The 25,684-nt window shown below is 39.9% G+C and carries 16 protein-coding genes; 7 read left to right on the top strand and 9 right to left on the bottom strand.

Translation table 11 applies throughout. The features are described from left to right. Positions 1-493: 493 nt before the first annotated feature. From ACN1CD_RS21685 to ACN1CD_RS21670, 4 genes are all read right to left on the bottom strand, one after another. On the bottom strand, positions 494-991 hold the full coding sequence (locus tag ACN1CD_RS21685; protein ID WP_419132511.1) for a SixA phosphatase family protein: 498 nt from the start codon (positions 989-991) through the stop codon (positions 494-496). Further along, on the bottom strand, positions 984-2,015 hold the full coding sequence (locus tag ACN1CD_RS21680; protein WP_419132510.1) for a glycosyltransferase family 9 protein: 1,032 nt from the start codon (positions 2,013-2,015) through the stop codon (positions 984-986). Before ACN1CD_RS21680 ends, ACN1CD_RS21685 begins: the two co-directional genes overlap by 8 nt. A 394-nt stretch (positions 2,016-2,409) precedes the next feature. Beyond that, on the bottom strand, positions 2,410-3,012 hold the full coding sequence (locus tag ACN1CD_RS21675; RefSeq protein ID WP_419132509.1) for a DUF4254 domain-containing protein: 603 nt from the start codon (positions 3,010-3,012) through the stop codon (positions 2,410-2,412). 154 nt (positions 3,013-3,166) lie between these two features. Next, a complete protein-coding gene (locus ACN1CD_RS21670; RefSeq protein WP_419132508.1) occupies positions 3,167-4,843 on the bottom strand; it encodes a helix-hairpin-helix domain-containing protein in 1,677 nt (558 codons plus the stop codon). Between the two features lie 180 nt (positions 4,844-5,023). On the opposite strand from ACN1CD_RS21670, the gene ACN1CD_RS21665 reads away from it, so the two are divergent. The 3 genes from ACN1CD_RS21665 to ACN1CD_RS21655 all read left to right on the top strand — a co-directional run bounded on the left by ACN1CD_RS21665 (position 5,024) and on the right by ACN1CD_RS21655 (position 8,227). Further along, positions 5,024-5,890 carry an SMP-30/gluconolactonase/LRE family protein gene (locus ACN1CD_RS21665; RefSeq protein ID WP_419132507.1) on the top strand — a complete coding sequence of 289 codons (867 nt, stop codon included), beginning with the start codon at positions 5,024-5,026 and terminating at the stop codon, positions 5,888-5,890. A gap of 359 nt (positions 5,891-6,249) precedes the next feature. Next, the gene (locus ACN1CD_RS21660; RefSeq protein WP_419132506.1) at positions 6,250-6,699 is read left to right on the top strand and encodes a hypothetical protein; all 450 of its coding nucleotides are present in this window, start codon (positions 6,250-6,252) and stop codon (positions 6,697-6,699) included. Positions 6,700-6,901: 202 nt separating this feature from the next. Beyond that, positions 6,902-8,227 (top strand): rhamnogalacturonan acetylesterase, encoded by a 1,326-nt coding sequence (locus ACN1CD_RS21655; RefSeq protein WP_419132505.1) that lies wholly within the window; start codon positions 6,902-6,904, stop codon positions 8,225-8,227. Between the two features lie 964 nt (positions 8,228-9,191). Here ACN1CD_RS21655 and ACN1CD_RS21650 read toward each other — a convergent pair. The 5 genes from ACN1CD_RS21650 to ACN1CD_RS21630 all read right to left on the bottom strand — a co-directional run bounded on the left by ACN1CD_RS21650 (position 9,192) and on the right by ACN1CD_RS21630 (position 16,139). Continuing rightward, positions 9,192-9,512, bottom strand: coding sequence for a hypothetical protein (locus ACN1CD_RS21650; protein WP_419132504.1), 321 nt, complete (start codon positions 9,510-9,512; stop codon positions 9,192-9,194). A gap of 181 nt (positions 9,513-9,693) precedes the next feature. Further along, positions 9,694-10,632: a glycoside hydrolase family 43 protein gene (locus ACN1CD_RS21645; protein WP_419132503.1), complete on the bottom strand. Its 939-nt coding sequence runs from the start codon at positions 10,630-10,632 to the stop codon at positions 9,694-9,696. 9 nt (positions 10,633-10,641) lie between these two features. Continuing rightward, positions 10,642-12,570: a glycoside hydrolase family 97 catalytic domain-containing protein gene (locus ACN1CD_RS21640; protein ID WP_419132502.1), complete on the bottom strand. Its 1,929-nt coding sequence runs from the start codon at positions 12,568-12,570 to the stop codon at positions 10,642-10,644. A 6-nt stretch (positions 12,571-12,576) separates the two neighbouring features. Next, positions 12,577-14,118, bottom strand: coding sequence for an alpha-N-arabinofuranosidase (locus ACN1CD_RS21635; RefSeq protein WP_419132501.1), 1,542 nt, complete (start codon positions 14,116-14,118; stop codon positions 12,577-12,579). After that, the gene (locus ACN1CD_RS21630) at positions 14,118-16,139 is read right to left on the bottom strand and encodes an alpha-L-arabinofuranosidase C-terminal domain-containing protein (RefSeq protein WP_419132500.1); all 2,022 of its coding nucleotides are present in this window, start codon (positions 16,137-16,139) and stop codon (positions 14,118-14,120) included. The genes ACN1CD_RS21635 and ACN1CD_RS21630 overlap by 1 nt, the downstream gene beginning before the upstream one ends. A gap of 360 nt (positions 16,140-16,499) precedes the next feature. Here ACN1CD_RS21630 and ACN1CD_RS21625 point away from each other — a divergent pair, with 360 nt between their 5' ends. Genes ACN1CD_RS21625 through ACN1CD_RS21610 form a run of 4 tightly spaced genes read left to right on the top strand, consistent with a single transcriptional unit; the run spans position 16,500 to position 25,559 of the window. Continuing rightward, positions 16,500-18,920 (top strand): glycosyl hydrolase family 95 catalytic domain-containing protein, encoded by a 2,421-nt coding sequence (locus tag ACN1CD_RS21625; RefSeq protein WP_419132499.1) that lies wholly within the window; start codon positions 16,500-16,502, stop codon positions 18,918-18,920. 8 nt (positions 18,921-18,928) lie between these two features. After that, the gene (locus ACN1CD_RS21620) at positions 18,929-21,334 is read left to right on the top strand and encodes a hypothetical protein (protein ID WP_419132498.1); all 2,406 of its coding nucleotides are present in this window, start codon (positions 18,929-18,931) and stop codon (positions 21,332-21,334) included. Between the two features lie 34 nt (positions 21,335-21,368). Further along, positions 21,369-23,216, top strand: coding sequence for a rhamnogalacturonan lyase (locus ACN1CD_RS21615; protein WP_419132497.1), 1,848 nt, complete (start codon positions 21,369-21,371; stop codon positions 23,214-23,216). Between the two features lie 3 nt (positions 23,217-23,219). Further along, complete coding sequence (locus ACN1CD_RS21610) at positions 23,220-25,559, top strand: glycoside hydrolase family 2 TIM barrel-domain containing protein (protein ID WP_419132496.1); 2,340 nt, start codon at positions 23,220-23,222, stop codon at positions 25,557-25,559. The last annotated feature ends 125 nt before the right edge of the window (positions 25,560-25,684 follow it).

Raw genomic sequence — 25,684 nt, 5'->3', positions numbered from 1 at the left:
CCGGTAAAAAAAGTATTTTTGCCCATGTTGAATGTTTAAGTGTGGTAACTCAAATATCAACACTAAAAAGGGGAAGCCAAAAGCAACCCCTTTTATTTTATCAAAAAAAAATCTTTACCGGACAACAGTGAACTTGATTCAGGATCTTTTCAAAGTGAATTGGAAAGTATAACTAATAAAAAAGGTCAATAGGTAGGGTTTGGTTCGGTGAGAATAAGTTGGGGATTCTTCGCTGCGCTCTGAATGACAGGATGCAGAAAAAAGTTTGTGAAATTCACTGCGGTTGAAATCATGTTAGATAATTTCCGTGTATTCTGTGCTTCCGTGGCAATTCTAAATGTGACATTTGTGAAGAATCTTCCTTCTGAACTTGATTCAGGATCTTTCCAAAGTGAATTGGAAAGTATAACTAATAAAAAAGGTCAATAGGTCGAGTTTGATTCGGTGTGTATAGGTTGGGGATTCTTCGATGCTCTTTGAATGACAATAATGCCTACATCTCATCACTATTCTTCGGATAATCAAAGAAAACCATTTCTCCAGTTCCTTTGCTCACCATCGCCCATGAATCAAATGGAAAAGAAATCAGTACCATTCCAGCAGTGGGAATATTGTAAAGATCAGCATCGCTCAACTCATTGGCCAAATCGGTAAAACCTGGATTATGACCAAACATTACTACATTATCTACCTCATCCTTAAAACCGTTGATGATATGAAGGAGTGTTTTGGAACTTGCCTCATAAATCGCTTCTTCAAATTGAATCTGGTCAGTTTTATAAGCTTCGGCGAAATATTTGGCAGTTGTTTTGGCACGTTTCGCCGGACTGCTCACTATTAAATCAAACTTAAAACCTTTATTAATTAAACGCTCGGCCATTTCTGGTGCATTCTCTTTTCCACGTTTATTTAAAGGTCGGTCGAAATCCTTTAAATCTAAATTTCCCCAGTCAGATTTTCCGTGCCGAACCAACAGTAATTGCTTAGCCATTTAAGTTTTCTTTAATTTTGTTTACGATAGTTTGTGGCTCAATTAAGTCCATACAACTTTCAACACCACACTTACAAGGTTTGTTTCCATAAATCGAATTTGGCCTTGCCGGATGTTCAATTTGAACACAGTTGCTTTCTGATTGTCCATAACCTAAAAAACCTGCATAAGGATGCGTTGGGCCCCAAACTGAAACCACTGGTACACCAACCAATGAGGCCATGTGCATTCCGGAAGAATCCATGCTTAACATTAAATCGAGATTGGAGATGATCGCAAGCTCTTCTGTTAGGTTGAAATTTCCGATTAAATTGTGGGTATGAGGATGGCTATTCGCCCAGTTTTCAGCAATGGTTTGTTCGGATTTTCCTCCCCCAAAAATAAAGAGTTCGAAACCCATTGAACTCAAAGAAGCAATTACTTGCTCCATTTTTTCTAAAGGATAAACTTTATAAATATGTTGTGCGAAAGGAGAGATGCCTATTTTTTTTACTGACAGATGGTTAAATAAATTAGTAGCTTTTGAAGGTAATTCCCGCGGATTTTGTTTTAATTGATGACTCAACTGAATGTTAAAATCCAGTTCCCGAAAAACATCTGCGTAACGCTCAACTGTTTGACGCAGTGGCTTAAAGATTTTGTTTTCTGAACGGATCAGTACTTTTTTTTCAGCCCGGCCCTTATCCAGTCGTTTAATTTTTATGCCTGCTAAACGGAAGAAAGTACAAACTGCACGACTACGTAAATTATCGTGCAAATCGGCAGTTGCAGTTGGTTGATATTTGCGCAGTTCCTGGTAAAGTTTATACAATCCAATAATACCTTTATGAATGGTTTTGGGCTGAATGGCATGGAAAACTACGTTTGGAATATCATTAAAAAAGGGTTTAAACGCCTCGCGACTTACCATGATGATCTCTGCCGCAGGGTTTTGTATAGCGAACTCTTTCAAAACAGAAGCAACCATCGCCACATCACCCATAGCTGAAAAACGTAAAACGATAATTTTATTTTTGGCAGGCATTGGGCTTTGCTTTATAGTATTAAGTAGTTAGTATCAAGTATCAAGATTGGGCGTTTTGCCTGGCTTTCCGCTTTTTAGTATTAAGGAGTTAGTATCAAGTATCAAGATCGGGCGCTTTACCTGGCTTTTAGCTTTAGACTTTTCGCTTTTTAGTATTAAGTAGTTAGTATCAAGTATCAAGATTGGGCGTTTTGCCTGGCTTTCCGCTTTCTAGTATTAAGGAGTTAGTATCAAGTATCAAGATCGGGCATTTTGCCTAGCTTTCCGCTTTAGACTTTTTGCTTTTTAGTATTAAGTAGTTAGTATCAAGTATCAAGATTGGGCCGTTTACTTAGCTTTCTGCTTTAGTCTTTTCGCTTTAGTCTTTTTTCTTTTATCCTTATTCTTTGCTCCTTTATCCTTTATTATACAACACCGGATTTAAACTCGGATCGTTATACATTTTCATTTGTTTATACACTTTCATGTACTTTTTTCCAGCTTCAATATCTACCAATAGCTCATCAATACTGGTAGAAAGGTCATTGCGTTGCGACAATAAAATGTTCAATTTGATCTGGCATTGTTCACGGTGTTCCGCTGATGCGGTTTCGCGCTCCGCCTCTTCATTCATATGATAAATTTTTAAGGCCAAGATCGAAAGCCTGTCAATTGCCCATGCCGGACTTTCCGTGTTAATTTTGGCATCTGGTAAAGCCGCTATTCCTTGATATAAATTCAAGAAATAGCCGTCGATAAACTCCACCATATCGGTACGTACCTGGTTTTGAGCATCAATGCGTCTTTTCCAGCTCAAGCCTTCAACTGGGTCGATGTTTGGATTACGAACCACATCTTCCATATGCCATTGTGCAGTATCAATCCAGTTTTTAATATATAAAAGGTGTTCCAGGCTCTCGGCATCATAAGGATTTTCAACCGGATGGTCAATATTATCAAACTTGTGATAATCTGTAATTACTTCATTAAATATGCGGTTGGCAATTTCACTGATCATGGGGCAAAGATATTAAAAGATTTCCTTCGGGTAAATTACACAGATTTTTTTCCTTCGGATTGATTACACAGATATATGGATTGCACAGATAAAGTGATTAGAATAATAAAGATTTTTTTCTAACCCTATAACCTGCTAACCCACACTAACCTTTCTAACCCTTCCTACTACCAAAATATTCCGTTATCTCCTCCAAAGAAAAAGCATTCAAACATTTATCAGCGCTTAAACCACCTTTTCTGGCAACAAGTACACCGTAACGGGTATCATGGAAACCATCTGTTCTGTGTGCATCCGGATTAATGGAAAGTAATACACCTTTTTCTAATGCGTAGCGGTGCCAGCGCCAATCTAAGTCTAAACGTAATGGGTTTGCATTAATTTCAATCACCACTCCGTTAGCGGAACAGGCATCAATAATTTTTTTATAATCGATCGGGTAACCTGCGCGACTTAGCAATAATCTACCTGTTGGGTGGCCCAAAATAGTGGTATATGGATTTTCAATTGCTTTTAATAAGCGGTTCGTGGCTTTGGCTTCGTCCATTCTCAAATTACTGTGTACGGATGCGACTACAAAATCAAAGGTTTTTAAAATATCATCTGAATAATCCAGAGAACCATCACTTAAAATATCACTTTCAATACCCTTGAAAATTTTAAATGGAGCCAGTTTCTTGTTCAGTTCATCAATTTCCTGATGCTGACCAAATACACGCTGCTCATTTAATCCCTTAGCATAAACAGCCGTTTTGGAGTGGTCGCAAATCCCGAAGTATTCTAAGTTCAATACCTCTTTACAATAAACGGCCATTTGCTCCAAAGTATGTACGCCATCGCTCCAGGTGGAGTGATTGTGCAAGCTGCCTTTTAAATCTTGGTTTGTAATTAAATCAGGTAATTGATTAGTTTTAGCAAGCTCAATAATTTCTACATCTTCCCGAAGTTCAGGTTCAATGAATGCTAATCCAGCTTTGCTGTAAATTTCATTTTCATTTGTAAATGGTCCTTCGCCAGCCAGCTGAAGTACTTTTTCTACATGTTCGCTATTTCCGGTTTGTTTAAACCATTCCAGATAGAAGTCTGCTTTTTCTACTACAAAAATCTTCACCCTCAATCCAGCCTCGGTGGTGGCAATAAAGGCATCTTCGCCAGCAATAAGCGATAGCGGATTAAATAAAGTTAGATTTTCGTGTACACTTTCAATATTTTCTGCACCAATTACAAATTCTAGTTCATCGATAATTTCGCATGCACGGCGATACTGTCCGGCAAAACCCAACGACGAATGATTGTCTACCGTGATTAGCCACTCAGAAATTTGTGCAAACAAGCTATTGGCAAAGGCTTCTACCTGCGCATAAAGGAATCGTCCGTTTGCAGCAAGTTTAAACTCAATGGCATTTTTTATTTCTTCCTGCGTTTTTAAACCGAAGCCTTTTGCCTCAATCAAGCGGTTTTCGTTACAGGCATAATAGAGTTCTCCAATGCTTTCAATTCCGAGTGTGCGCCAGATAATGAGAATCTTTTTCGGACCAATCCCTTTAATGCCAAGCATTTCCACAACACCTTCAGGCGTTTGCCCGATAATTTCATTGAGTTCTTTAAGCTCGCCGGTTTGAAGCAGTTCGATGATCTTCGAGGCCAGACCTTTACCAATCCCGTCTATTTTATCAATATCTTCTATGGGCTTATCTTTCAAAGCAAAAGGTAATTTATCTACTTTAAAATAGGCATTGGCTATTGATTTTATTTTGAAAGGATTCTCTTCGTGCAGTTCCATTAACTGCGATAAAAACCGTAAAGTGCGGGCGATGGTCTTGTTTTCCATAAAGTGTAAAATTAGAAAATAACTTTAAATTTAGGTGGAAGACAAAATTTCAAACTTATTGAGCAGAAAGATAATGTTAATATTTAGATCCCAAATGGGTCACTTTTTTCGTTCAAAAATTTACTTGTAAGCCGGGGAAATTATCTCCATTTTGCAATTATGAAACGATATTTATTAATAATGCTGTCAATTTCTTTTTGTACGACAGCATTTTCTCAATCAATAAAGCCAATTTTTATCCAGGATAGCCTGAAGCTTATTTCTTCACAATTTAAGTTTACTGAAGGCGCATCTGTAGATAAACAGGGGAACATTTTTTTTACTGATCAACCGAATGACCAGATTTGGAAGTATGATACTGAAGGTAAATTAAGCTTATTTGTGGGGAAATCGGGGAGGGCAAACGGAACCTATTTCGATAAAAAAGGCAACCTGATTATATGTGCAGATGAACAAAATGAAATCTGGTCTATCAGCATGAATAGAAAAATAAAGGTTTTATTCTCCAATTTTGAGGGAAAGAAAGTAAACGGACCCAATGATCTCTGGATAGATGCAAAAGGTGGTATTTATTTTACCGATCCTTATTATCAGCGTAATTACTGGACGAGAAAAGCTTCAGCACTTAATGGCGAAAAGGTATATTATCTTCCGAAAGGGAAAAAGACGGCAAAAATAGTTGCTGATAAAATGGTACGGCCGAATGGTATAGTTGGAACACCAGATGGGAAGTATTTGTATGTTGCCGATCGACAAGCCGATGTTACCTATCGTTATGACATCAATAGCGATGCATCTTTAAGTAGCCAAACACTTCTTTTTAAGCAGGGATCAGACGGAATGACATTGGATACTGCCGGAAACATTTACATCACCGGAAAAGGTGTTGATATTTATAAACCAAACGGAGAGAAAATCAGCCATATTGATGTTCCTGAAGATTGGTGCGGAAATATTTGCTTTGGCGGAACAAATCGTGATACACTTTTTATCACTGCTTCGAAGTCGCTCTATAGTATTAAAACGACAGCAAAAGGTGTTGAATAACAGTCGTTTAAGTTTTATTATGGCATCTATTCACGCTGAACGCTAAAAATGAACTAATTTTTTTCTGTTCACTTTATTCATACCTCTAAAATATTAAAGTGATTATTTATTTTTGGGCTCCTACTTATAGGGATAGACAACTAAAAAAAGCCCTTTCAGGATTGAAGGGCTTTTTCTTTTCATCCGTTTTCTGAGACAAGATATATCCCGGATGGGATACAGATTCTTACACAAAGTTCTGTTTTGGTGTGTGAAATGTGTAGAATACTGTGAAATAAGTTTACAGTTTTTGATCATAATGGATGCATTAGGTTGAATTGACATCTGGCTAAGCTAGTTTTGTGTCATATCTCCTCAAAATGAAAAGGTTATCAATTCTATTCTTGCTCGTATTGATTTCTATAAGGCTAAGTGCACAGCAAAATCCTAATGCTTTAGCTGCTAAAGTGATTTATAATGCAGTTTATAATCAGGAAAAGGGAATTAAAATTTACCCAAAACTGCAAGGCCTAATAAATGCAAATGCAGATTTATTGGTTAAAACTTGTTTTTACCTCGAAAATGGGAAAGAATTAAAAAACTTCTATAATCTTTATTGTTGCGAGAGTGGGAAAGTATTCGCAGCAAATCAGCAATATGCTTCCGAAAACCGATCGTCGGCAGATCAGGTATTCATCTTTATTCCTTATACACAGCTAAATTTAAGTCCGCGGAAGGTGCATAAAATTAAGTTTGCCTTAAATGCATCTGTAGAAAATCAGGCACCAAAATCAAGCAGGTTTTATCATAGCATTATAAATATGCTGTAAAGCAACCTCTAGAGAATTCGAAGGTTGCAAGTGAACGGGTAACCACAGGATGGCTTAAATCATAACTTTGTGCATATTTGATTGCTATAATGTTTTGAGATGGCACTAACCAAATTTAGAAAACGACGTATATCTGTCATGATCACAAATTTAATTGCCATCTAAATCCTGTGCAAATCTTTTGTAAACTGATCAAAAAACCATGAACCGTAAAAAAATATTTCTTCTCAATATTTTGTTGACACTATTTTTTAATGCATCATTTGCACAACAAACCAGCTATAAATTTGATTTCGGTCCTGGGAAAACAGCAAAAGGTTACCTCAATATTCTTCCCGGAACTCAATATGAAGAAGGGAAAAAATATGGCTTTGATTTCGATTCAAATGTGGAGGGAATGAATCATGCAGGAAAAAATGCATTGACAACTGATGGAGTGAAAAGCGAAAAACCCTTTTACTTTTCAGTTGCTGTATCCGAAGGAAATTACCAGGTTACCGTGACTTTGGGCGATGAAAAAGAACCGACATTAACTACTGTAAAAGCAGAATCGCGCAGATTAATGTTGGAAAATGTAAAAACGAGAGCTGGTCAGTTTCTGACTAAAACCTTCATTGTAAATATCAAAAATAGAAATATTACAGGTGGACAGGTGGTTTCTTTAAAACTGCGTGAGTTAACCAAGTTGGATTGGGATGATAAACTTACCCTGGAATTTGATGGTAAAACAGCTTTAGCAGCCCTGGAAATTAAAAGAGTGGAAGATCAGATTACGGTGTTTTTAGCTGGGAATTCTACTGTGGTTAATCAGGAAGATGAGCCATGGGCATCTTGGGGGCAAATGATTCCACGGTTTTTTAAACCTGGCGTAGCCATTGCCAACCATGCAGAATCTGGTTTAACACTCGGCTCTTTCATTGGCAGTAAGCGGTTGGCTAAGGTGTTGAATGTGATGAAACCTGGTGATTATCTTTTTGTTGAATTCGGGCATAATGACCAGAAAGATAAGGGAGTTAACGATGGCGCATATAAATCATATACCGAAAGGTTAAAAACCTTTATTGCTGAAGCGAAGAAAAAAGGGGGGATTCCAGTAATCGTAACTTCAACCAGCAGGCGATCTTTTGATTCTACTGGTAAAGTTCAGAATACTTTAGGTGATTTTCCCAACGCTGCCCGAAAGGTTGCAAAAGATGAAAACGTAGCGCTGATTGACCTGAATGCAATGACTGCTCAATTATTTAATGCGCTAGGCGAAGAAGAATCTAAAAAAGCATTGGTTCATTATCCTGCAAACAGCTATCCAGGACAAGACAAACCACTGGCCGATAATACGCACTTCAATCCATATGGTGCTTATGAAATTGCGCAATGTGTCATCCTTGGTATTAAGGATCAGAAACTGGGGCTAATGAAGTTTTTGGTTGATGATTTACCTGATTTTAATCCATCAAAGCCTGATGATCCTTCGGTTTGGAAGTGGCCCGAAAGCCCGAAAAGCAGTCTGGTGAAGCCGGATGGGAATTGAGCTTGGGGTTGGGAGTAAAGAGTTGGAATCAGCATTGACAATTTTCTTTCCTGGCCACTATCAAAAGTTTATTGCATTTTATTGATAAGGTATTAGCGAGATGCTAACACTAGAATCGTGTCTCGTAAACCACTCCATGTTAATACGTTTGCTATCAACGAACCCATGGTGTGGTGACTCACCAACCATTTTGTGTTTTTTTATGTTATGGCAATAGCAGGGTGCCTATTGATAGGTGCGAAGAATGCTTTTTTCTTGCGCCCTTTCCCTCCCGGGGAAAGATGCAGTTAGGCGGATAAGGGCTTTTTTCTCAAACCCATGGTTTGGTGGCTCACCAACCATTTTGCCAATACCCTGCCTGCCTCGACTAGCCTCCGAAGGGCTTTCTTCTTTTCCTTGATGAAAAGAAGCAAAAATCAAGGCTTGGATCTGATGTCGGATTAGCTCGTCAAAATTTGAATGGCGGTAGCGCAAGGGCTCGATTTGCTTTATAATAATGATTTGCTTTAGGAGCCGTTCACGCTACCTTGGGTTGGAGGGATTTTAATGTTGGTGCAAAAATTTCAACGGCTTCTCCTTCCATCATCTCCTATGCCGGATAGCAGGGTGGAAATAGCAGGATTGTCATCCAGAGCGCAGCGAAGGATCCCTGCGTTTTTATCTACTGACTTCGTTCAACACCGAACCTTTTTTCGCATTTGCATGAACGGCGGGTTAAAACGGTCGTCATCCTGAACTTGATTCAGGACCTAAAGAAAAACCGTTATTGTAGGGGCTTCATCTGCTGAAGCAATCTCCATTGAAGAATCTTTAAAATAGATTGCTTCGTGCCTCGCAATGACGATTTTGCTAGTAGATTCGTCCTTCAGCATAATGCAAAGGTTGGTCCCGCAGATCTAAATGATTACCGCAGATTTTTGCCGCTCGCTTCTGCGGAAATCTTCTTAATCTGCGGGAAAATTATTTAAGCGAGCAGGGTGGCAATAGCAAGGTGCGAAATATGTTTTTTTTCTTGCGCCCTTTCCCTTCCGGGGAAAGGTGCCGCCAGGCGGATAGGGGCTGTTATTTTCCCGCTGCGCTGGCTTGCCTCGGCTTGCCGCCGAAGGGCTCTAAACTTTTTCTTGATAAAAAGTTTAACAAAAATCAAGGCTTGGATCTGATGTCGGATTAGCTCGTCAAAATTTAATGAGCGGTAGCGCAAGGGCTCAATTTGGTTGTAATAAAGATTTATTTTAGGAGCCGTTCGCGCTACCTTGTGTTGTGGGGGATTTGAACGTTGGTGCAAAAATTTCAACGGCTTCTCCTTCCATCATTCCCTATGCCGGATAGCGAGGTGGAAATAGCAGGGTGCCTATTGATAGGAGCGAAGAATGTTTTGTTTTTGCTCCCTTTCCCTCCCGGGGAAAGGTGCCGACAGGCGGATAGGGGCTTAGCTTTTTAATATTAATATCTGTGTAAAATCAAGATTATTTTTGTTTAAGCAACTGCTTAAGTTCACTTTGCTTAATGGTCAGAATCGTTCCGTGTCTTAACCCTTTAGGCAATGAAATTTGATCAGAAACATCCTTCCAGCTTTTTAAATCTGATGATAAGATTGCGCCATATTTATGGTCTCGGTATTTATCGAAGTAAACCAGCCAGTTTTTGCCAATTCTTACCGTTGTAGGTCCTTCAGCCCAAAAATTACCAGTAATTGGTTCGCTCGCTTTTAAATAAGGACCAGTGAGTTGATCTGCATAGGCAATTTTTATATTTTTCTGGGCAGGCTCACGTGTTTCATCTTTTAGAAACATCACAAACCTTCCTTTATCCTTCACTATTGAAGCATCGATGACGTTAAAACCAGGTTCGTAAAGTAATTTGGTAGCAGAGAAATTTTTAAAGTCTTTTGTAGTCACGTAATAAATCCGGTGGTTATAGCCGTCTTCCATTGCTGATGCGGTTTCTGTGAACTTGCCTGTAATGGTCGATGCCCAGTAAATCATGTAGGTTTTCGTATTGCTGTCATAAGTGAATTCCGGCGCCCAGGTATTGCGTGCACCTTCTTCTTTCGCCATCACCGGAATAAATTGCTGCTCGTTCCAGTTGATTAAATCTTTAGAACTGGCATAGCCAATCCCTTTATCCTTCCAGCTAACCGTCCATACCATATGAAACCATCCATCAGCGCCACGAATAATACAAGGATCTCTCATTAACTTATCTTTGCTTACCACAGGCTTTAGAAACGAAGAATCATTTTTAAGGGCTGTCCACTTGTAGGCATCTTGGCTGTAAGCCAGGTGCAAACCATCCTGGCCATTATTTTTGAAATAAGCAAAAAGGTAAACGTCTTTTTTAGATTGACCCTGAACATTTAAAAAAGTTGCCAGGAGCAATAATGCTATATAAAATACTTTCTTCATGTGCTGGTTTTATTCAACTACCAATACAAATCCGCCGTAAGGTTTCATGGTAATTTCCGTTTTTGCATCTGTTGTAATGTCGCTTTGAATGAAGGAAGAATCTTCTTTACCATCAATAATCAGCTTGGCTTTCTTACCAAATTTCGAACTATCAAAAGAAACATCTTTAGCGTTGTTTTCTCCGTTGATGCCTGCGATGTACCATTTATTACCCGCTTTTCTGGCCATCACCACAAACTTACCAGGGTAACCGTCAATTAGTTTGGTATCTGTCCAGCTTGCCGGAAATTCTTGTAAGAACGTTTTAACAAAGGCGGGAACTTTGGCCATTCCTTCGGGCGTTTCTGCCAGATGTTGCACTCCTGAATGGAAAAGGATTGGTAAAGCAAGTTCGAAAGTACTTGTTGTTTTCAGATTGATGTTTGGAAGTTTGTTCAAAGACATCGGCGTGAAATCCATCGGATCGAATACATTCCTGGTGAACGGAATGGTGGTTGCATGGGCAGGTTCCTCATTGGCATTTTCTTGCTCGAAGGTGATGAATTCCATTCCCTTAATAGATTCCATGGTTACCAGATTTGGGTAGGTACGTTGCCAGCCACGTGGTAAAGTTGCGCCATGGCAATTTACACTTAAGCCAAATTTCGCCGCATCTTCAAAAATTTCCAGGTAATACCTGATCATTGATTGACCATCGCCGCCAAAGAAATCTACTTTAATCCCTTTGATGCCCATTTTCTGGAGCATGGCAAATTCCTGCAACCGGCTTTCTCTTACATTAAGTTTGTTCTTTGGTGTGTATTTCACGGTGTTCCAGGCGCCTGCAGAATTGTACCAGAGGATTAAACCTACGTTTTTAGATTTGGCATAATCTGCCAGCTCCTGCATTTTTGGGAAACCTATAGTCGTATCCCAGTTTACATCGATCAGGCAAAATTCCCATTTCATATCTGCGGCAAAATCAACATATTTCTTCTGCACATCATACTTAATTGAATTATCCTTTAAAATAATCCAGCTCCAGGAAGCTTTTCCTAACTGAAACTGATCTGGATTAATATTGCTTTTTGCAGGGTAAGCCAAATCTGTACCCAGGGTTGATTCTGTTACTGTTTTCAAACTTCCAATTGCAATAATGCGCCATGGCGTATACCATGGAAGTGTAGATTCAGGGTTTACATTCTGCCCGGTAAATGCCTCGCGTTGATCTGGAAAACCAATTTCGTAATTGCCATCAGGCGAATTTTGTTTTAAACGGGTAGCACAGTAATTGCCATCTAAACCTGTTTCAGATACCAATAGCCAGGTATCTTTGTAGTTAAACAGCGCTGGATAAACCCAGCCTGCATTGGTGGGCGCAGGTGTACCCACGTTAATTTCTTTTTTATAATATTCCTCGTAAGATGGATTCGTACTTTCCCAACCTGTTTTCGCAACAGACATTGGCTGCATCCATGTTTTTGAACTTTTGAAGAAATGAAAAGAAGTTTTTTCCTCTGATAGCTTATTGATTTTTGCATCACGATCAGGAAAGTAATAGCGGAAGGCAATCCCATCGTTTGAAACCTGAAAGATTACATCTAACTTCTTTTTAGATCCATTTTCTAAGTGAATCACCCGCTTATTCGCTGCATAATTGTTGATTAATCGCTTTGCATTTTTGAGCGTATATGTATCTTTAACTGTTTCATTTTTAGAAATTGATAGTAAGGAAAGATTTTTTGAAAAATCGGCATCCGTGCTAACCAATCCCAATGTTGAGGTATTTAAAACTTCGGCTCCGTTTCTGCTCACGTTGTAAAACAACTGCTTATCCTTTAAAATAACATTTACTTTAAGGGTTTGATCCGGACTGCTGATCTCGTATTTCGTTTGGGCGTTTACCGTTTGCAAAACTGCAACGAACAGTAGGGAAGTGATGAGGATTTTGTATCTCATAAGGTCTTATTTTAATTCGAGAACGACTACAGATTGTGCAGGAAGTTCAACTTTAAGTGTGTTTCCAGATTTCTTAGCACCACTAAATTTTGCATTCTGCACTTTATTTGCAGCAGTGAAGGTGTTTACATCAGTTAGTTTAGCTGAAGTTAAAATCTGTCCGGTTACGGTTTTCCATTTCAAATCGCCAAGATCAGTATTTAAAGAAATCTTATTTTTTGGATCGAGGTTAACCAGTGAAATATGAATTGCACCGGTAGAATCCTGCGATGCGGAAACATTTAAAGCAGCAATTTTCTGATCACCCAAGGTATAATCAGGACTGTTGAAATTGATTGGCAAGTATTTTGCATCCATATGCACCTTGTATAAATCGAAAACATGGTAAGTAGGGGTAAGCAACATTTTATCTTTTTCTGTCAAAATCAGCGCTTGTAACACATTAATTGTTTGCGCTAAATTGGCCATTCTCACCCGGTCAGAGTGATTGTTGAAGATATTTAAGGTAGTTCCGGCAATTAAAGCATCGCGTAAGCTGTTTTGCTGATAAAGAAAGCCTGGGTTGGTTCCTGGCTCTACATCTGTCCAGATTCCCCATTCATCTACAATTAGCGCAACTTTCTTTTTCGGATCATATTTATCCATAATCTCCGAATGTTTGCTTACAATTTCTTCCATGCGTAAACAGTTTTTCATGGTATTGAAATACTGTTCTTCATCAAATTTTGTTGCAGATCCTTTGGCATCCCATTTTCCGGTAGGCAAAGTATAATAGTGTAGAGTGAGTCCCCACATTCTACCTGCACCGATATTTTTCATGCAGGTCTCCGTCCATTTGTAATCTTCAGCATTGGCACCGCTGGCAATGCGTTTTAGTGGCGCACCAGGATAATCTCTGGCATAAGTAGCATATCTTCTATATAAATCGCTGTAATAATCAGCGGTCATGTTTCCTCCACAACCCCAACTTTCATTTCCAACACCCCAGAAAGCAACTTTCCATGGTTTTTCCATTCCGTTTTGCTTGCGGATAGCCGTCATCGGGCTTACGCCATCAAAGTTTAAATATTCTACCCATTTGGCCATTTCTTCAACGGTTCCACTGCCCACATTGCCAGCGATATAGGGTTCGCAATCGAGCATTTTACACAAATCAAGAAACTCATGGGTACCAAAGCTATTGTCTTCGGTTACGCCACCCCAATTGGTATTCACCATTTTCGGACGTTGATTTCTCGGGCCAATGCCATCTCTCCAATGGTATTCATCTGCAAAACAGCCACCTGGCCAACGCAAATTAGGTACTTTGATTTTCTTCAATGCTGCCACTACATCTAACCTGATTCTACCTTTGTTAGGGATGGTTGAATTTTCATCAACCCAAAAACCATCGTAAATACAACGACCCAAATGTTCGGAAAAGTGGCCGTAAATGTGTCTGCTCACGGTTTGATCGCCAGCTGGTTTAATGCTTAGCGAGGTTTCCTTTTGCGCATTGGCAAAAATACCACTGCAAAGCAACGCTAAAGAGAGGAATGTTTTTTTCATTATCGTTTGGTTAGAATGAATTCGTTGAAAGGGATTTTAAATACGTTGAAGGAGTAAGGTTTTAAGCTTGCAGTCAGCTTTTTACCATTAACTTTTATATTAGATTTTTTCGGACTTACTGCTTCCGGATTGGTGAAAGAGTTAAGTTGGTTCAAATTGGCATCAGCCAGTTCTTCTAATGTACCTTTGTTTTTCAATTTCGTTTTTCCTTCGAGATCAAAATCAATTACTTTTGCCTGATCGGAACTGTTAGAAATTTTGATAATCAATTCCTTTTTTCCAGCATCCAGAACAGAAGAAGCATAAAGCCCATCTTGCCCAATAATATTCTTTCCATCTAAAGTGATGGAAACCACATCAGTACCCTTATTGGTAGAAAAAAGCTTTTGTACATAATAGTCAGGTGTTCCGTAAGATTGAAGATTATCTACCCAAATCATATCCGGCGCCCATTGCCAGGCATCAATGTGTGCAAAAAGTGGAGCATAAGAAGCCATTTGAACCACATCTGCATTTCTTTCCAGCCCTGTCATTAACGATGCAGATGCCAATGCGCTTTGCCAGTTATTCCGGTTGCTGCCTACGTAATTTTTATCAGCGTGAACAGCATATTCTCCAACAAATATTTTCGTATCGTTTCTTGGGTAATTATCATAACGACCTGCATTCTTTAAAAACCAGTCTGCCGGACGATAGTAATGTTCATCAATAAAATCAGCCTTTGTTCCTCTTAGCGAGGTATTTAATAAATTGAAACGATCACCTTCAGGATCTGTTCCAGAGCTGTTAATTAATTTAAAATCAGGATATTTAGCTTTAATGGCTTTAGTGAAAATCGCTAAACGTTCCAGGTATTGTGGTCCCCAGTTTTCGTTCCCAACGCCCATCATCTTTAAATTGAAAGGTTTCGGATGACCAAGATCTGCCCTCATTTTTCCCCATTTTGTGCTTACATCGCCATTGGCAAATTCGATCAGGTCTAACGCATCCTGTACATAAGGATCAAGCTCATCCAGGGAAGCAACTTCGCCAGAGTTAAATTGACAAGCCATCCCACAGTTTAAAATAGGCAAGGCATCAGAACCAATATCTTCAGCCAGCTGGAAATATTCGAAAAAGCCTAAGCCAAAACTCTGGAAATAATCTGGAGCGGCACGGTGTGCGAATTCCGTATTCCAGCGGTTAATAATCATTTTTCGATCTTCGATCGGGCCAATGGTGTTCTTCCACTGATAGCGGTTAGCTAAATCAGTTCCTTCTACAATACAACCACCGGGAAAGCGGATAAAACCTGGCTTCATATCAGCCAAAAGCTGCACCATATCTGCCCGCAAACCTTGCGGACGATTTTTCCAGGTATCGCCAGGAAATAGGGAAATCATATCTAAATCAATTTTCCCTTTTCCTTCTAAAATAACCGCAAATTTTGCTTTGGGGTCAGTTTCCGTTGCGGTGAAACTTGTAGATTGTTTGTTCCATGCTTCGCCGCTTTTTTCAGGTATTAAACTGCCCTCACCAATTACCTGGTCTTTCTCGTTTAATAGTTGCAGGTGTAATTTCACACCTGGTGCCAGCTGGCGATACATCACAGAAAAATTATAACGCAATCCTTTTTTAATCCCAATGCCTTTAAAGCCTTCATTCACAATGCCAAAAACACCATTTTCATTATTAATTTGCAGGTAACGCAGATTAGAAGCATTCACATCTTTTCTATTCACCACCAAAATTTCGCCTTCGTTGGCTTTCTTGCGTTGAATCGTCCAGCCCATTAGCGGCTTTGTAAATTCAAAAGACCTGTTTTTAATCAGTTCTGCATAGATACCTCCATCGGCACCAAAATTGATGTCCTCAAAAAATACCCCCCACATATTGGGCTGTACCTTCGCAATGGGTTGATCAAATTTAACCTTGATAATTTTGGTGGTTTGCGCTTTTAAAGCTATTGGAATAGTGATTACACTTAGCGAAGCGGAAATGCATGTATAAAGTATGCTTTTTAATGTGGTGCTTGATTTCATTAAGTTCAATATTTGGTCGGTTACTAAATGTAAAAGTAAAAGATTTAAGATAATAAACGTCATATATACGATTATTTTTTTAAAAAGTTAATTCTAGTATGTTAGCATGTGATTACTGTTAGGATTTGCATTTACTGCCGGCCTTGAAACAGTGCCAGAATTTAAATTTTGGTAACTTTTTTGTGTAGTTTAGTAATAACCTGTAGGGAATACTTTATAAAGGATCACTGTAGCATCTTAACATCAAAACAGGCAGGATACCACAGGACGCGACTTATGAATTTACTCTCTAAATTGTGCGATGATCGATGTTTCGCATAGCGGGGAGAAACAATAATCATGCACTAACCAATTTACATTATGAGACTCTTTTACCTCACTCCATTCGTGTTGATCATTTTTTTATGCACCACTTTAAAGGCACAAAAGCCGGAGTTAAGTAAAACTTTATGGTATAAACAACCCGCTAAAGACTGGGATGAAGCTTTACCAATTGGCAACGGGAGATTAGGTGCGATGATCTTTGGTCGGGTGGAAAATGAGCTGATTCAGCTTAATGAAGAAACCCTGTGGACTGGTGGTCCGGCAGATTCCAATCCAAACCCAGAAGCCATAAAATACCTTCCGGAAGTTAGGAAACAGCTTTTTGCCGGGAACAACCGTGAGGCCGTAAAACTGATGCAGAAAATGCAGGGACCAAATACGAACATGTATCAGCCCCTGGCCAATCTTCATATCAGGCAAAAAATTGAGGGAGCGGTAAGCAATTATACCAGAACCTTGAATATTGCTGATGCCATTGCCACTACATCATTTACGGTAAACGATGTGAATTATAAACGCGAATTATTTGCGTCTTTTCCCAGTCAGGTGATTGTGATGCGTTTGACATCGAGCAAAAAAAATGCACTAAATGTGAGATTTGGTTTGGATGATGAGCTTGAACACCAGGTCAAGACTGAAGCAAACAATCAAATCATCTTAAGTGGTAAGGCAAGAATTACTTCTGATGAACACCGGAATATCAAGCCCTTTATTTATTCAGATAGTCTTCATCACAATGGTATGCGTTATCAGGCCAGGCTTAAAGTGATTCGAACGGATGGGAAACTGAGTACCGATAGTTTGTTGAATGTGAGCGGCGCGACGGAAATCCTGGTGATGATATCCGGAGCGACAAGTTATAATGGCTTTGATAAATATCCGGATCAGGATGGACTGGATGAAAATGCCAAAGCTTCGAATTATTTGAATAATGCTGCATCAAAATCTTTTGAAGCACTTAAAAAAGCGCATGTAGAAGATTACCAGAAATATTTTAACCGTTTGGCAATTAATCTAAATGATGCTGGTGGTTTACTGGCGGATGTGCCTACAGATGTGCGACTTAAAAATTATAAAACGGGCCAGGCAGATTTTGGCCTGGAAGAACTTTATTTTCAGTTTGGCAGATACTTGTTAATCTCCTGCTCAAGACCGGGCGGCATCCCCGCCAACTTGCAAGGCATCTGGAATGCTTCCATCCGGCCGCCGTGGCGAAGTAATTTCACTACTAATATTAATTTACAAATGAATTACTGGCCCGCAGAAGTGACAAATCTTTCAGAACTCACGGCACCGCTAATAGAACAAATCAAACACATGGCGGTAAATGGCGAAAAAACGGCTAAAAATTATTACGGTGCCAAAGGCTGGGCATTGCACCACAATTCAGACATCTGGGCACAGACCAATCCTGTTGGTGAGGGCACTGGCGATCCGAAATGGGCAAACTGGTCTTTAGGAAGTCCGTGGATTTCACAACATCTGTATGAGCATTATTTGTTTACAGGAGATAAAAAAATCCTGAAAGAAACGGCCTATCCTTTAATGAAAGGTGCGGCGCTTTTTTGCCTGGACTGGCTGGTGGAAAAGGATGGCTACCTGGTTACTGCACCATCTACCTCACCAGAAAACAGTTATTTATTACCAAATGGAAGTAAAGAAGTGGTGACCATTGGTTCTACAATGGATCTTTCGATTATCCGCGATCTTTTCAATAACCTGATCGATGCCACTAAAATTTTGGGAACCGATCAGGATTTTGCGAAACTGCTGAAAGAGAAGCGTGATCGGCTTCGTCCGCTACAGATTGGGAAGAAAGGAAACCTGCAAGAGTGGTATGGCGATTTTGAAGATGAAGATCCGCAACACCGCCATGTTTCGCATTTATTTGGTTTACATCCGGGCCGGGAAATTTCTCCTTTAATTGATACCGTTTATGCAAACGCAGCAAAAAAGACACTTTTAATTAGAGGAGATGAAGGTACGGGTTGGAGCAAGGCCTGGAAAATTAACTTTTGGGCCAGGCTGCTGGATGGTGATCATGCTTATAAAATATACCAGGAATTGTTAAAGAATTCTACTTTGAACAACCTTTTTGATACGCATCCACCCTTTCAGATTGATGGAAATTTTGGCGCAACAGCAGGTGTTTCAGAAATGCTTTTGCAAAGTCACTTAAACCAATTGCAGTTATTACCAGCATTGCCAGCAGCCTGGAAACAAGGTAGTGTGAAAGGATTGGTAGCACGTGGCGGCTTCGTGGTAGACCTTTATTGGAAAGATGGCCGGTTAAGCAAAGCATCGATTTTATCTAAAAATGGTGGTACTTTAAACCTTTTAACCCATGTTGGTATCAAAGCAACTGGTGCTAAACAGGTGAAGCGTGGTTTGAATTTTAGCAATACCATAGAAACGACAGCGGGAAAAGTTTATGAAATTTCAGTTACATCTGATTAATAAATATCATGAGTATAAAAAAATTATTCCTGATTGTTAGCCTAACATTCTACGCCGTTTACGGTTTTGCGCAACAAAAAACTGCCGATCCAAAAACCATTAAGTTGTTTTTTGAAAAAGCCTATTTACAAACCGACCGAACCTATTACAGTGCCGGAGAAGACATTTGGTTTAGTGCTTACCTCGTTAATGCGAAAGGTACGAGCCTCACTTCTTCCAGCAGCAATTTGTATGTCGAATTGATTAACCCTGGTTCGGCAATTCTCGATAAAAAGATCATCAGGCTGGAAAAGGGATTGGGAAAAGGCGATTTCCGGTTAGATTCTGTTCCTTCAGGATGGTATAATATTCGTGCCTACACCAACTGGATGCGTAATTTTGGAAATGATTTCGTTTTTCAAAAAAGCATTTACATTACTAATCATTTGAATGAAAATGCAACGTACGCCACCCGGAATGCAGAAAAAAAAACTGTAGGTCTGGCTAAACCTGGTCAGCAAAAGTCAATTGCATTTTTCCCCGAAGGCGGATCATTAGTGGTTGGCTTAAATAGCCTGGTTGCATTTAAAACCAATGATGATTTAGGAAATGGATTGGCAGCAAAGGGAAGTGTCATTTCTTCAAAAGGTGACACCATCGCTTCTTTTCAAAGCACGGAGGCCGGGATGGGTATTTTTGCCTTCACACCAAAAGCCAATGAAAGTTATAAAGTGGAGGCCATTTTTGGTACAGAAAAGGTAGCTGCTCAATTGCCGCAAATCTTATCGAAAGGACTTGTTTTGCACGTGACCAATGATTCGCTGAATCTTAAAGCAACCATAAGCGCAAGTGAAAGTGCTTTCAGCGAAATGAAGGGGAAGCCATTCTCTGTAAGCATTAAACACGCAGGGGATAATATTTACACGGGAACGGTGAAACTGGAGAAACCCGTTATTTCAGTTTCCATTCCAAAGAAAGATTTCCCGGAAGGTATAGCGGTGGTAACCGTAACGGATGATGCAGGGCGACCTCACTGCGAGCGGCTTGTTTTTATTCACAGCGGTGCCGGAAATACCTTTACCGTTACCCCAAATAAAACAGCTTATAAGGCAAGAGAGAAAGTCGTGTTAAACATTAAGGCAACTGATGTTTTTGGTCAGCCGGCTAAAACATCATTATCATTGGCAGCCGTTGACGGATTAATTCCGGATGATGGAACCAATATTGTTTCTTACCTGTTGCTTCAATCAGAAATAAAAGGCGAAATTAAAAATGCCGATCAGTATTTTGATCCTAAAAATCCATCGCGTTTAAAACAGCTTGATTTATTGCTTTTAACGCAGGGATGGCGGGATTATGTTTGGAAAAAGCTGGCTGATACTACCATTAAGGTATCCTATTTGCCAGAACCCGGTTTAACGATTGCAGGTTCAGTGAGGGAAAAACTGGCAAACAAACCGATCCCAAACATGAATATCACATTATTTGGCTCCGGCTTTAGCGGACAAAAATTATATGCAACCAAAACCGATCAGCAAGGGAATTATTTTCTTGATGGATTAAAATGGTATGGAAATCAACCGATCAAAATATCTTCTCAAGATGGGAAAGGAAAAAAAGGCGGCTGGTTGCAGATAGATTCTGTTGCGAAACCAATTTCTATCCAGTTTAAAAATGGCCTTCAGGAGTTTGCAAAAAACGTTGATACAGAAATTAGCAAGCGGATGGATTACAATCGCAGTTATAAATTCGGCGATTCCATCACCTTAAATGATGTTCAGGTTAAAGCCGATCAAAATAAAAAAGTGGTACTTTTCGATGAAACCATGATGACATTCGGTTACCCGGAACAGGTTTTTAACATTACGCCTGCAGATTATTCTTTTAATGGCTTAGAACACTTTATCCTCACCAAAGTTAAAGGGGCTTATCCGGTAGAGGATACGGATTCAATCGGAAATGAGGGAGTAACATTTTTATCGAATGGAAAGAAAATAAGACCTCGTATCCGGATCAATAGCAAGGAAGAATTAATTGGAGAACGGTTGGATTATTACAGCTTGCGGATGGATCAGGTTAATCAGGTAAAGGTGCAACACCTCGTTAACAATGCAGGTCAGGATGTTTATTTGATCAGTTTGAATTTAAAAGATGATGCCCTCAGAGGCACAAATCTGCATTTATTGAATATTGACCTCACTGGCTATTACACGGCGAGAGATTTTTATTCGCCAAATTACAGCAATCCGGCAACTCAAAATAAAGATTTAAGAACCACTCTTTTTTGGTCGCCAGCGGTAAAAACCAATGAAAGCGGTGTAGCAACTGTAACTTTTTATAATGGAGATAATAAAGGAAACGTAGTAATTAAGGCTGATGGAATTTCAGAAAAAGGTGTAGCCGCTTCAGCCAAAATAACTTATAAAGTTCAATAAATGAAGCCAAGATCCATTTTCAATAACAGCACTTATGCAAATTAAATCACCTTATATTTTAATGCTTTTGGTATTCTGCTTTTCAGTTGATGCACTGGCCCAAAGGCAAATGGAAAAGCTGGGAAGGGGTGTTGTTGCCGTTCGGAAAGGTGCCGATTCTGTTTTTGTAAGCTGGCGTATTCTCGGAACCGAACCAGATGACATCGCCTTTAACCTTTACCGTAAAACTGATAATGAAAGCCCGAGAAAATTAAATGCAACACCATTAACCAAAGGGACAAATTTTATAGATGCAGACGTAAATATTAATGCTGCAAATGGCTATTTCGTAAAACCAATCATCAGCAATAAGGAGCAGGAAGCCAGCAAATCCTTTCTGTTGGCAGCGAAAACTCCTGCTCAGCAATATTTAACCATTCCATTGCGCACACCTGTGGGTTATACCCCTAACGATGCTTCTGTAGGCGATTTAGATGGAGACGGTGAATATGAAATTATTTTGCATCAAACTGGCCGCGGTCGCGACAATTCTTCCAACGGCATTACCGATCCGCCTGTTTTTCAGGCTTATAAAATCGACGGCACCTTTCTTTGGGAAATTAACCTCGGAAAAAATATCAGGGAAGGGGCGCATTATACCCAGTTTATGGTTTATGATTTAGATGGCGATGGCATTGCAGAATTTGCCTGTAAAACTGCCGATGGCACCATTGATGGAAAAGGAAAAGTGATCGGCGATTCCACCAAAGATTATCGAAACAAAAATGGCAAAATATTAGATGGACCAGAGTTTTTTACCATTTTTAGCGGGAAAACCGGAGAAGCTTTAGCCACAACAGATTATATTCCTTCTCGTGGAAACATAGGTGCATGGGGCGGTAGAGGTGGAAATGGCAAAAATGATGATTCCGGTAATCGGGTAGATCGATTTACGGCCTGTATTGCCTACCTGGATGGCGTTCATCCGAGTGTGGTGATGTGTCGCGGCTATTATGGGCGAACGGTGTTGGCTGCCTGGGACTGGCGGGATGGGAAACTTACTTCCCGCTGGGTGTTCGATACGAAAGATGGTCGAAATCCTTATTCTGGAATGGGCAATCATAATTTAAGCGTTGCAGATGTGGATGGCGATGGAAAAGATGAAATTATTTTTGGCTCTATGTGTGTGGATGATAATGGAAAAGGCTTATACACCACTGGTTTAAGGCATGGTGATGCTATTCACGTTTCTGATCTCGATCCTGAACGGCCAGGATTGGAAGTTTTTGGTGTACATGAAATTGAAGAAGGAATGAAAGGACCAGGCGCAGCAGTTTACGACGCCAAAACGGGGGATATTCTTTGGCATGGATCAGAAGATGAAGACGTAGGCAGGGGCGTGGCCGATAATATTGATAATACCAGGGTTGGTGCACAAATGTGGTGGTCGGGCTCAAACGGTTTGTATGATATCAAAGGAAACAGAATTGGCGAAGAGCCACACTCCACTAATTTTTTAATTTACTGGGATGATGATCTTTCCCGCGAACTTTTAGATGGAAACCACATCGATAAATACAATGGGGGCAGGTTATTAACCGCTAACGGTGCAATTGCCAATAACTGGACAAAGTCTACACCTGCCTTAAGTGCAGATATTTTTGGCGACTGGCGGGAAGAGTTAATCCTCAGGTCGTACGACAATCAAAGCCTTAGGATTTACACCACCACCATTCCAACAGCGCACCGAAATTATACGTTGATGCACGATCCGCAATATCGTTTGAGTATTGCCTGGCAGAATGTAGGCTACAATCAGCCACCGCATACAGGGTTCTATTTTGGTTATGGAATGAAAAAAGCGCCCAAGCCAAATATTGTACTGGTTGAACCAAAGAAATAAGAGATGATGATGAATAAAAATATAAAAATAGGTTTCTTTTTTGCCTTGCTTTTAATGCAGGTTGTTGTTTTTGCTCAAACGGCAAAGCAAGTCAGAATCATAAATAATTTCGATAACGACTGGTCTTTTATTCAGCAGGATGTTCCAGATGCAGAGAAAACGGAATTTGATGCTTCTAAATGGCGGAAATTAAATGTTCCACACGATTGGAGCATTGAAGGCGCTTACGATAAAACGAACCTTACGGCACGTGGCGGGGGCTATTTGCCATCTGGAATAGGTTGGTATCGTAAAATTTTTAATCTCGATGAAAGTTTAGCAGGCAAGAAGGTAACGATAGAATTTGATGGTGTAATGGCCAATAGCGACGTTTGGATTAATGGTTTTCATTTAGGGAAGCGGCCATATGGTTACATCAGCTTCCATTACGATTTAAGTAAACACCTGAATTTTGGAAAGGGAAAAACCAATATTATTGCTGTAAAAGCAGACAATACCGTGCAGCCTGCTTCGCGCTATTATACCGGCGCTGGAATTTACCGGCATGTGCGTTTGGTGGCAACAGATTTGGTTCACCTGGATGATTGGGGCGTATTTATCACCACACCTGGTGCAACTGTACAAAAAGCAATCGTAAAGGTGGAAACTTCCGTTTCAAATGAATCTGGCAAAGCCACTCAGGTTACGGTGGAAACATCGGTAATGGATGCAAATGGAAAAGTGATTAAAACGGCACAGACCAAACAAAATATTGAGGCGAAAAAAACATTAAAAATAGATCAGAATATTGAGGTTACTAATCCAAAACTTTGGAATGTAGAAACACCAACTTTGTATAAAACATTCACTAAAGTTATTGTTGGAGGGAAGGTGATTGATGACCAGATCAACAATTTCGGAATCAGAAGTTTTAAATTTGATGCAGCCACAGGTTTTTGGTTAAACGGTAAAAACTTCAAATTAAAGGGTGCTTGTTTACATCATGATGGTGGTGCAGTTGGCGCTGCGGTTCCGCTGAGCGTTTGGGAATTTCGCCTCAACAGGTTAAAAGAGGCTGGTGTAAACGCCATTCGTACTGCACATAATCCTGTGGCTCCGGAGTTCTTAGATCTCTGTGATCAGATGGGCTTTTTAGTGATGGACGAAACTTTCGATACCTGGACATCAGCCAAAAATAATGGAGAAAAAGGCTATAATCGGTTCTGGAAAGAGTGGTGGGAACGCGATACAAGGGATATGGTTTTAAGAGATCGCAATCATCCATCGATCGTGATTTACAGTGTTGGGAACGAAATTCATGATGATTTAAACAGCCCTGAAGGATTTAAAAAATATAAAGATCAGCAAGACCTTGTTCATTTACTTGATCCAAGCAGACCAGTTACGATGGCACTTTTCCGCCCTGCGAACTCGAAAGTATATACCAATGGGTTTGCTGAAACCATGGATGTTGTAGGACAAAACTATCGTGAAAATGAATTGGTTGCTTTGCATAACCAGAAGCCAAATTTAAAAGTAATTGGGACAGAAAATACCCATGTAATTCAACAGTATCTGGCACTTCGCGATAGCCCGTTTATGGCTGGTCAGTTTTTATGGACTGGTTTTGATTACCTGGGAGAGGCCGATTGGCCGCAAATTACCAACGGACAAGGTTTATTTGACCGCATTGGAAGCTGGAAACAACAAAGCTTGCAACGCCAGAGTTGGTGGTCTGAAAAGCCAAACGTACATATCGTTAGAAAAGCGGATAATGCAGGTGCAGGAGATTGGATTAATAACTGGACGCCAACTGATTTCGATACTTACGATGATGCAAAGGTTGCGGTTTATAGCAATTGTGACGATGTAGAATTGTTCCTGAATGGTAAATCTTTAGGGAGCAAACCTAAACCAGCAGACGATTCGCCAAGGTTATGGGATGTTACTTTTGAAAAAGGATCGATAAGAGCGGTTGGTAAAAATAAAGGCAAGGAGGTTTCTTCAGAAGAATTAAAAACTGCAGGACCACCAGCTAAAATCGTGCTGACAGTTGATAAAAACAAAATCGGTAACCGTTGGGATGATGTGGCATTTGTAACGGCGAAAGTATACGATGAGCAAGGCAATATTTGCCCTAATGCTGATGATCTGATCAAGTTTACAATTTCTGGACCGGCTGTAATTGATGCTGTAGATAATGGTAATATTGCCGGTCATGAAATGTACAAAGCACAGCAAAGGCATGCTTATAGAGGTGTAGTGATGGCTAATATTAAAGGTAGCGGAGCTGGGAATATCGAAGTAAAAGCAACGGCAGATGGTTTGGAAGGTGGATCGGTAAAGTTGATGGTGGAGAAATAAGTGAGTAGTGAATTGAATTAGATAATTAGTTACTGCCTTTTACACCCCGATCTGCGACCACCCCTCTGAAAGAGGGGAATTACGATCGCCATTCCCCTCCTTTGGAAGGGTGCCCAAAGGGCGGG

Origin of the sequence: Pedobacter sp. N23S346 (assembly GCF_048515415.1) — a bacterium.
In the GTDB taxonomy this organism is placed as follows: Bacteria; Bacteroidota; Bacteroidia; order Sphingobacteriales; family Sphingobacteriaceae; genus Pedobacter.
This window is presented reverse-complemented; position numbering and strand designations above follow the sequence as displayed.

Coding starts and splice junctions, on each gene's coding strand:
- ACN1CD_RS21685 (WP_419132511.1), bottom strand. CDS start 991: ATGGCTAAGCAATTACTGTTGGTTCGGCACGGAAAATCTGACTGGGGA.
- ACN1CD_RS21680 (WP_419132510.1), bottom strand. CDS start 2,015: ATGCCTGCCAAAAATAAAATTATCGTTTTACGTTTTTCAGCTATGGGT.
- ACN1CD_RS21675 (WP_419132509.1), bottom strand. CDS start 3,012: ATGATCAGTGAAATTGCCAACCGCATATTTAATGAAGTAATTACAGAT.
- ACN1CD_RS21670 (WP_419132508.1), bottom strand. CDS start 4,843: ATGGAAAACAAGACCATCGCCCGCACTTTACGGTTTTTATCGCAGTTA.
- ACN1CD_RS21665 (WP_419132507.1), top strand. CDS start 5,024: ATGCTGTCAATTTCTTTTTGTACGACAGCATTTTCTCAATCAATAAAG.
- ACN1CD_RS21660 (WP_419132506.1), top strand. CDS start 6,250: ATGAAAAGGTTATCAATTCTATTCTTGCTCGTATTGATTTCTATAAGG.
- ACN1CD_RS21655 (WP_419132505.1), top strand. CDS start 6,902: ATGAACCGTAAAAAAATATTTCTTCTCAATATTTTGTTGACACTATTT.
- ACN1CD_RS21645 (WP_419132503.1), bottom strand. CDS start 10,632: ATGAAGAAAGTATTTTATATAGCATTATTGCTCCTGGCAACTTTTTTA.
- ACN1CD_RS21640 (WP_419132502.1), bottom strand. CDS start 12,570: ATGAGATACAAAATCCTCATCACTTCCCTACTGTTCGTTGCAGTTTTG.
- ACN1CD_RS21635 (WP_419132501.1), bottom strand. CDS start 14,118: ATGAAAAAAACATTCCTCTCTTTAGCGTTGCTTTGCAGTGGTATTTTT.
- ACN1CD_RS21630 (WP_419132500.1), bottom strand. CDS start 16,139: ATGAAATCAAGCACCACATTAAAAAGCATACTTTATACATGCATTTCC.
- ACN1CD_RS21625 (WP_419132499.1), top strand. CDS start 16,500: ATGAGACTCTTTTACCTCACTCCATTCGTGTTGATCATTTTTTTATGC.
- ACN1CD_RS21620 (WP_419132498.1), top strand. CDS start 18,929: ATGAGTATAAAAAAATTATTCCTGATTGTTAGCCTAACATTCTACGCC.
- ACN1CD_RS21615 (WP_419132497.1), top strand. CDS start 21,369: ATGCAAATTAAATCACCTTATATTTTAATGCTTTTGGTATTCTGCTTT.
- ACN1CD_RS21610 (WP_419132496.1), top strand. CDS start 23,220: ATGATGATGAATAAAAATATAAAAATAGGTTTCTTTTTTGCCTTGCTT.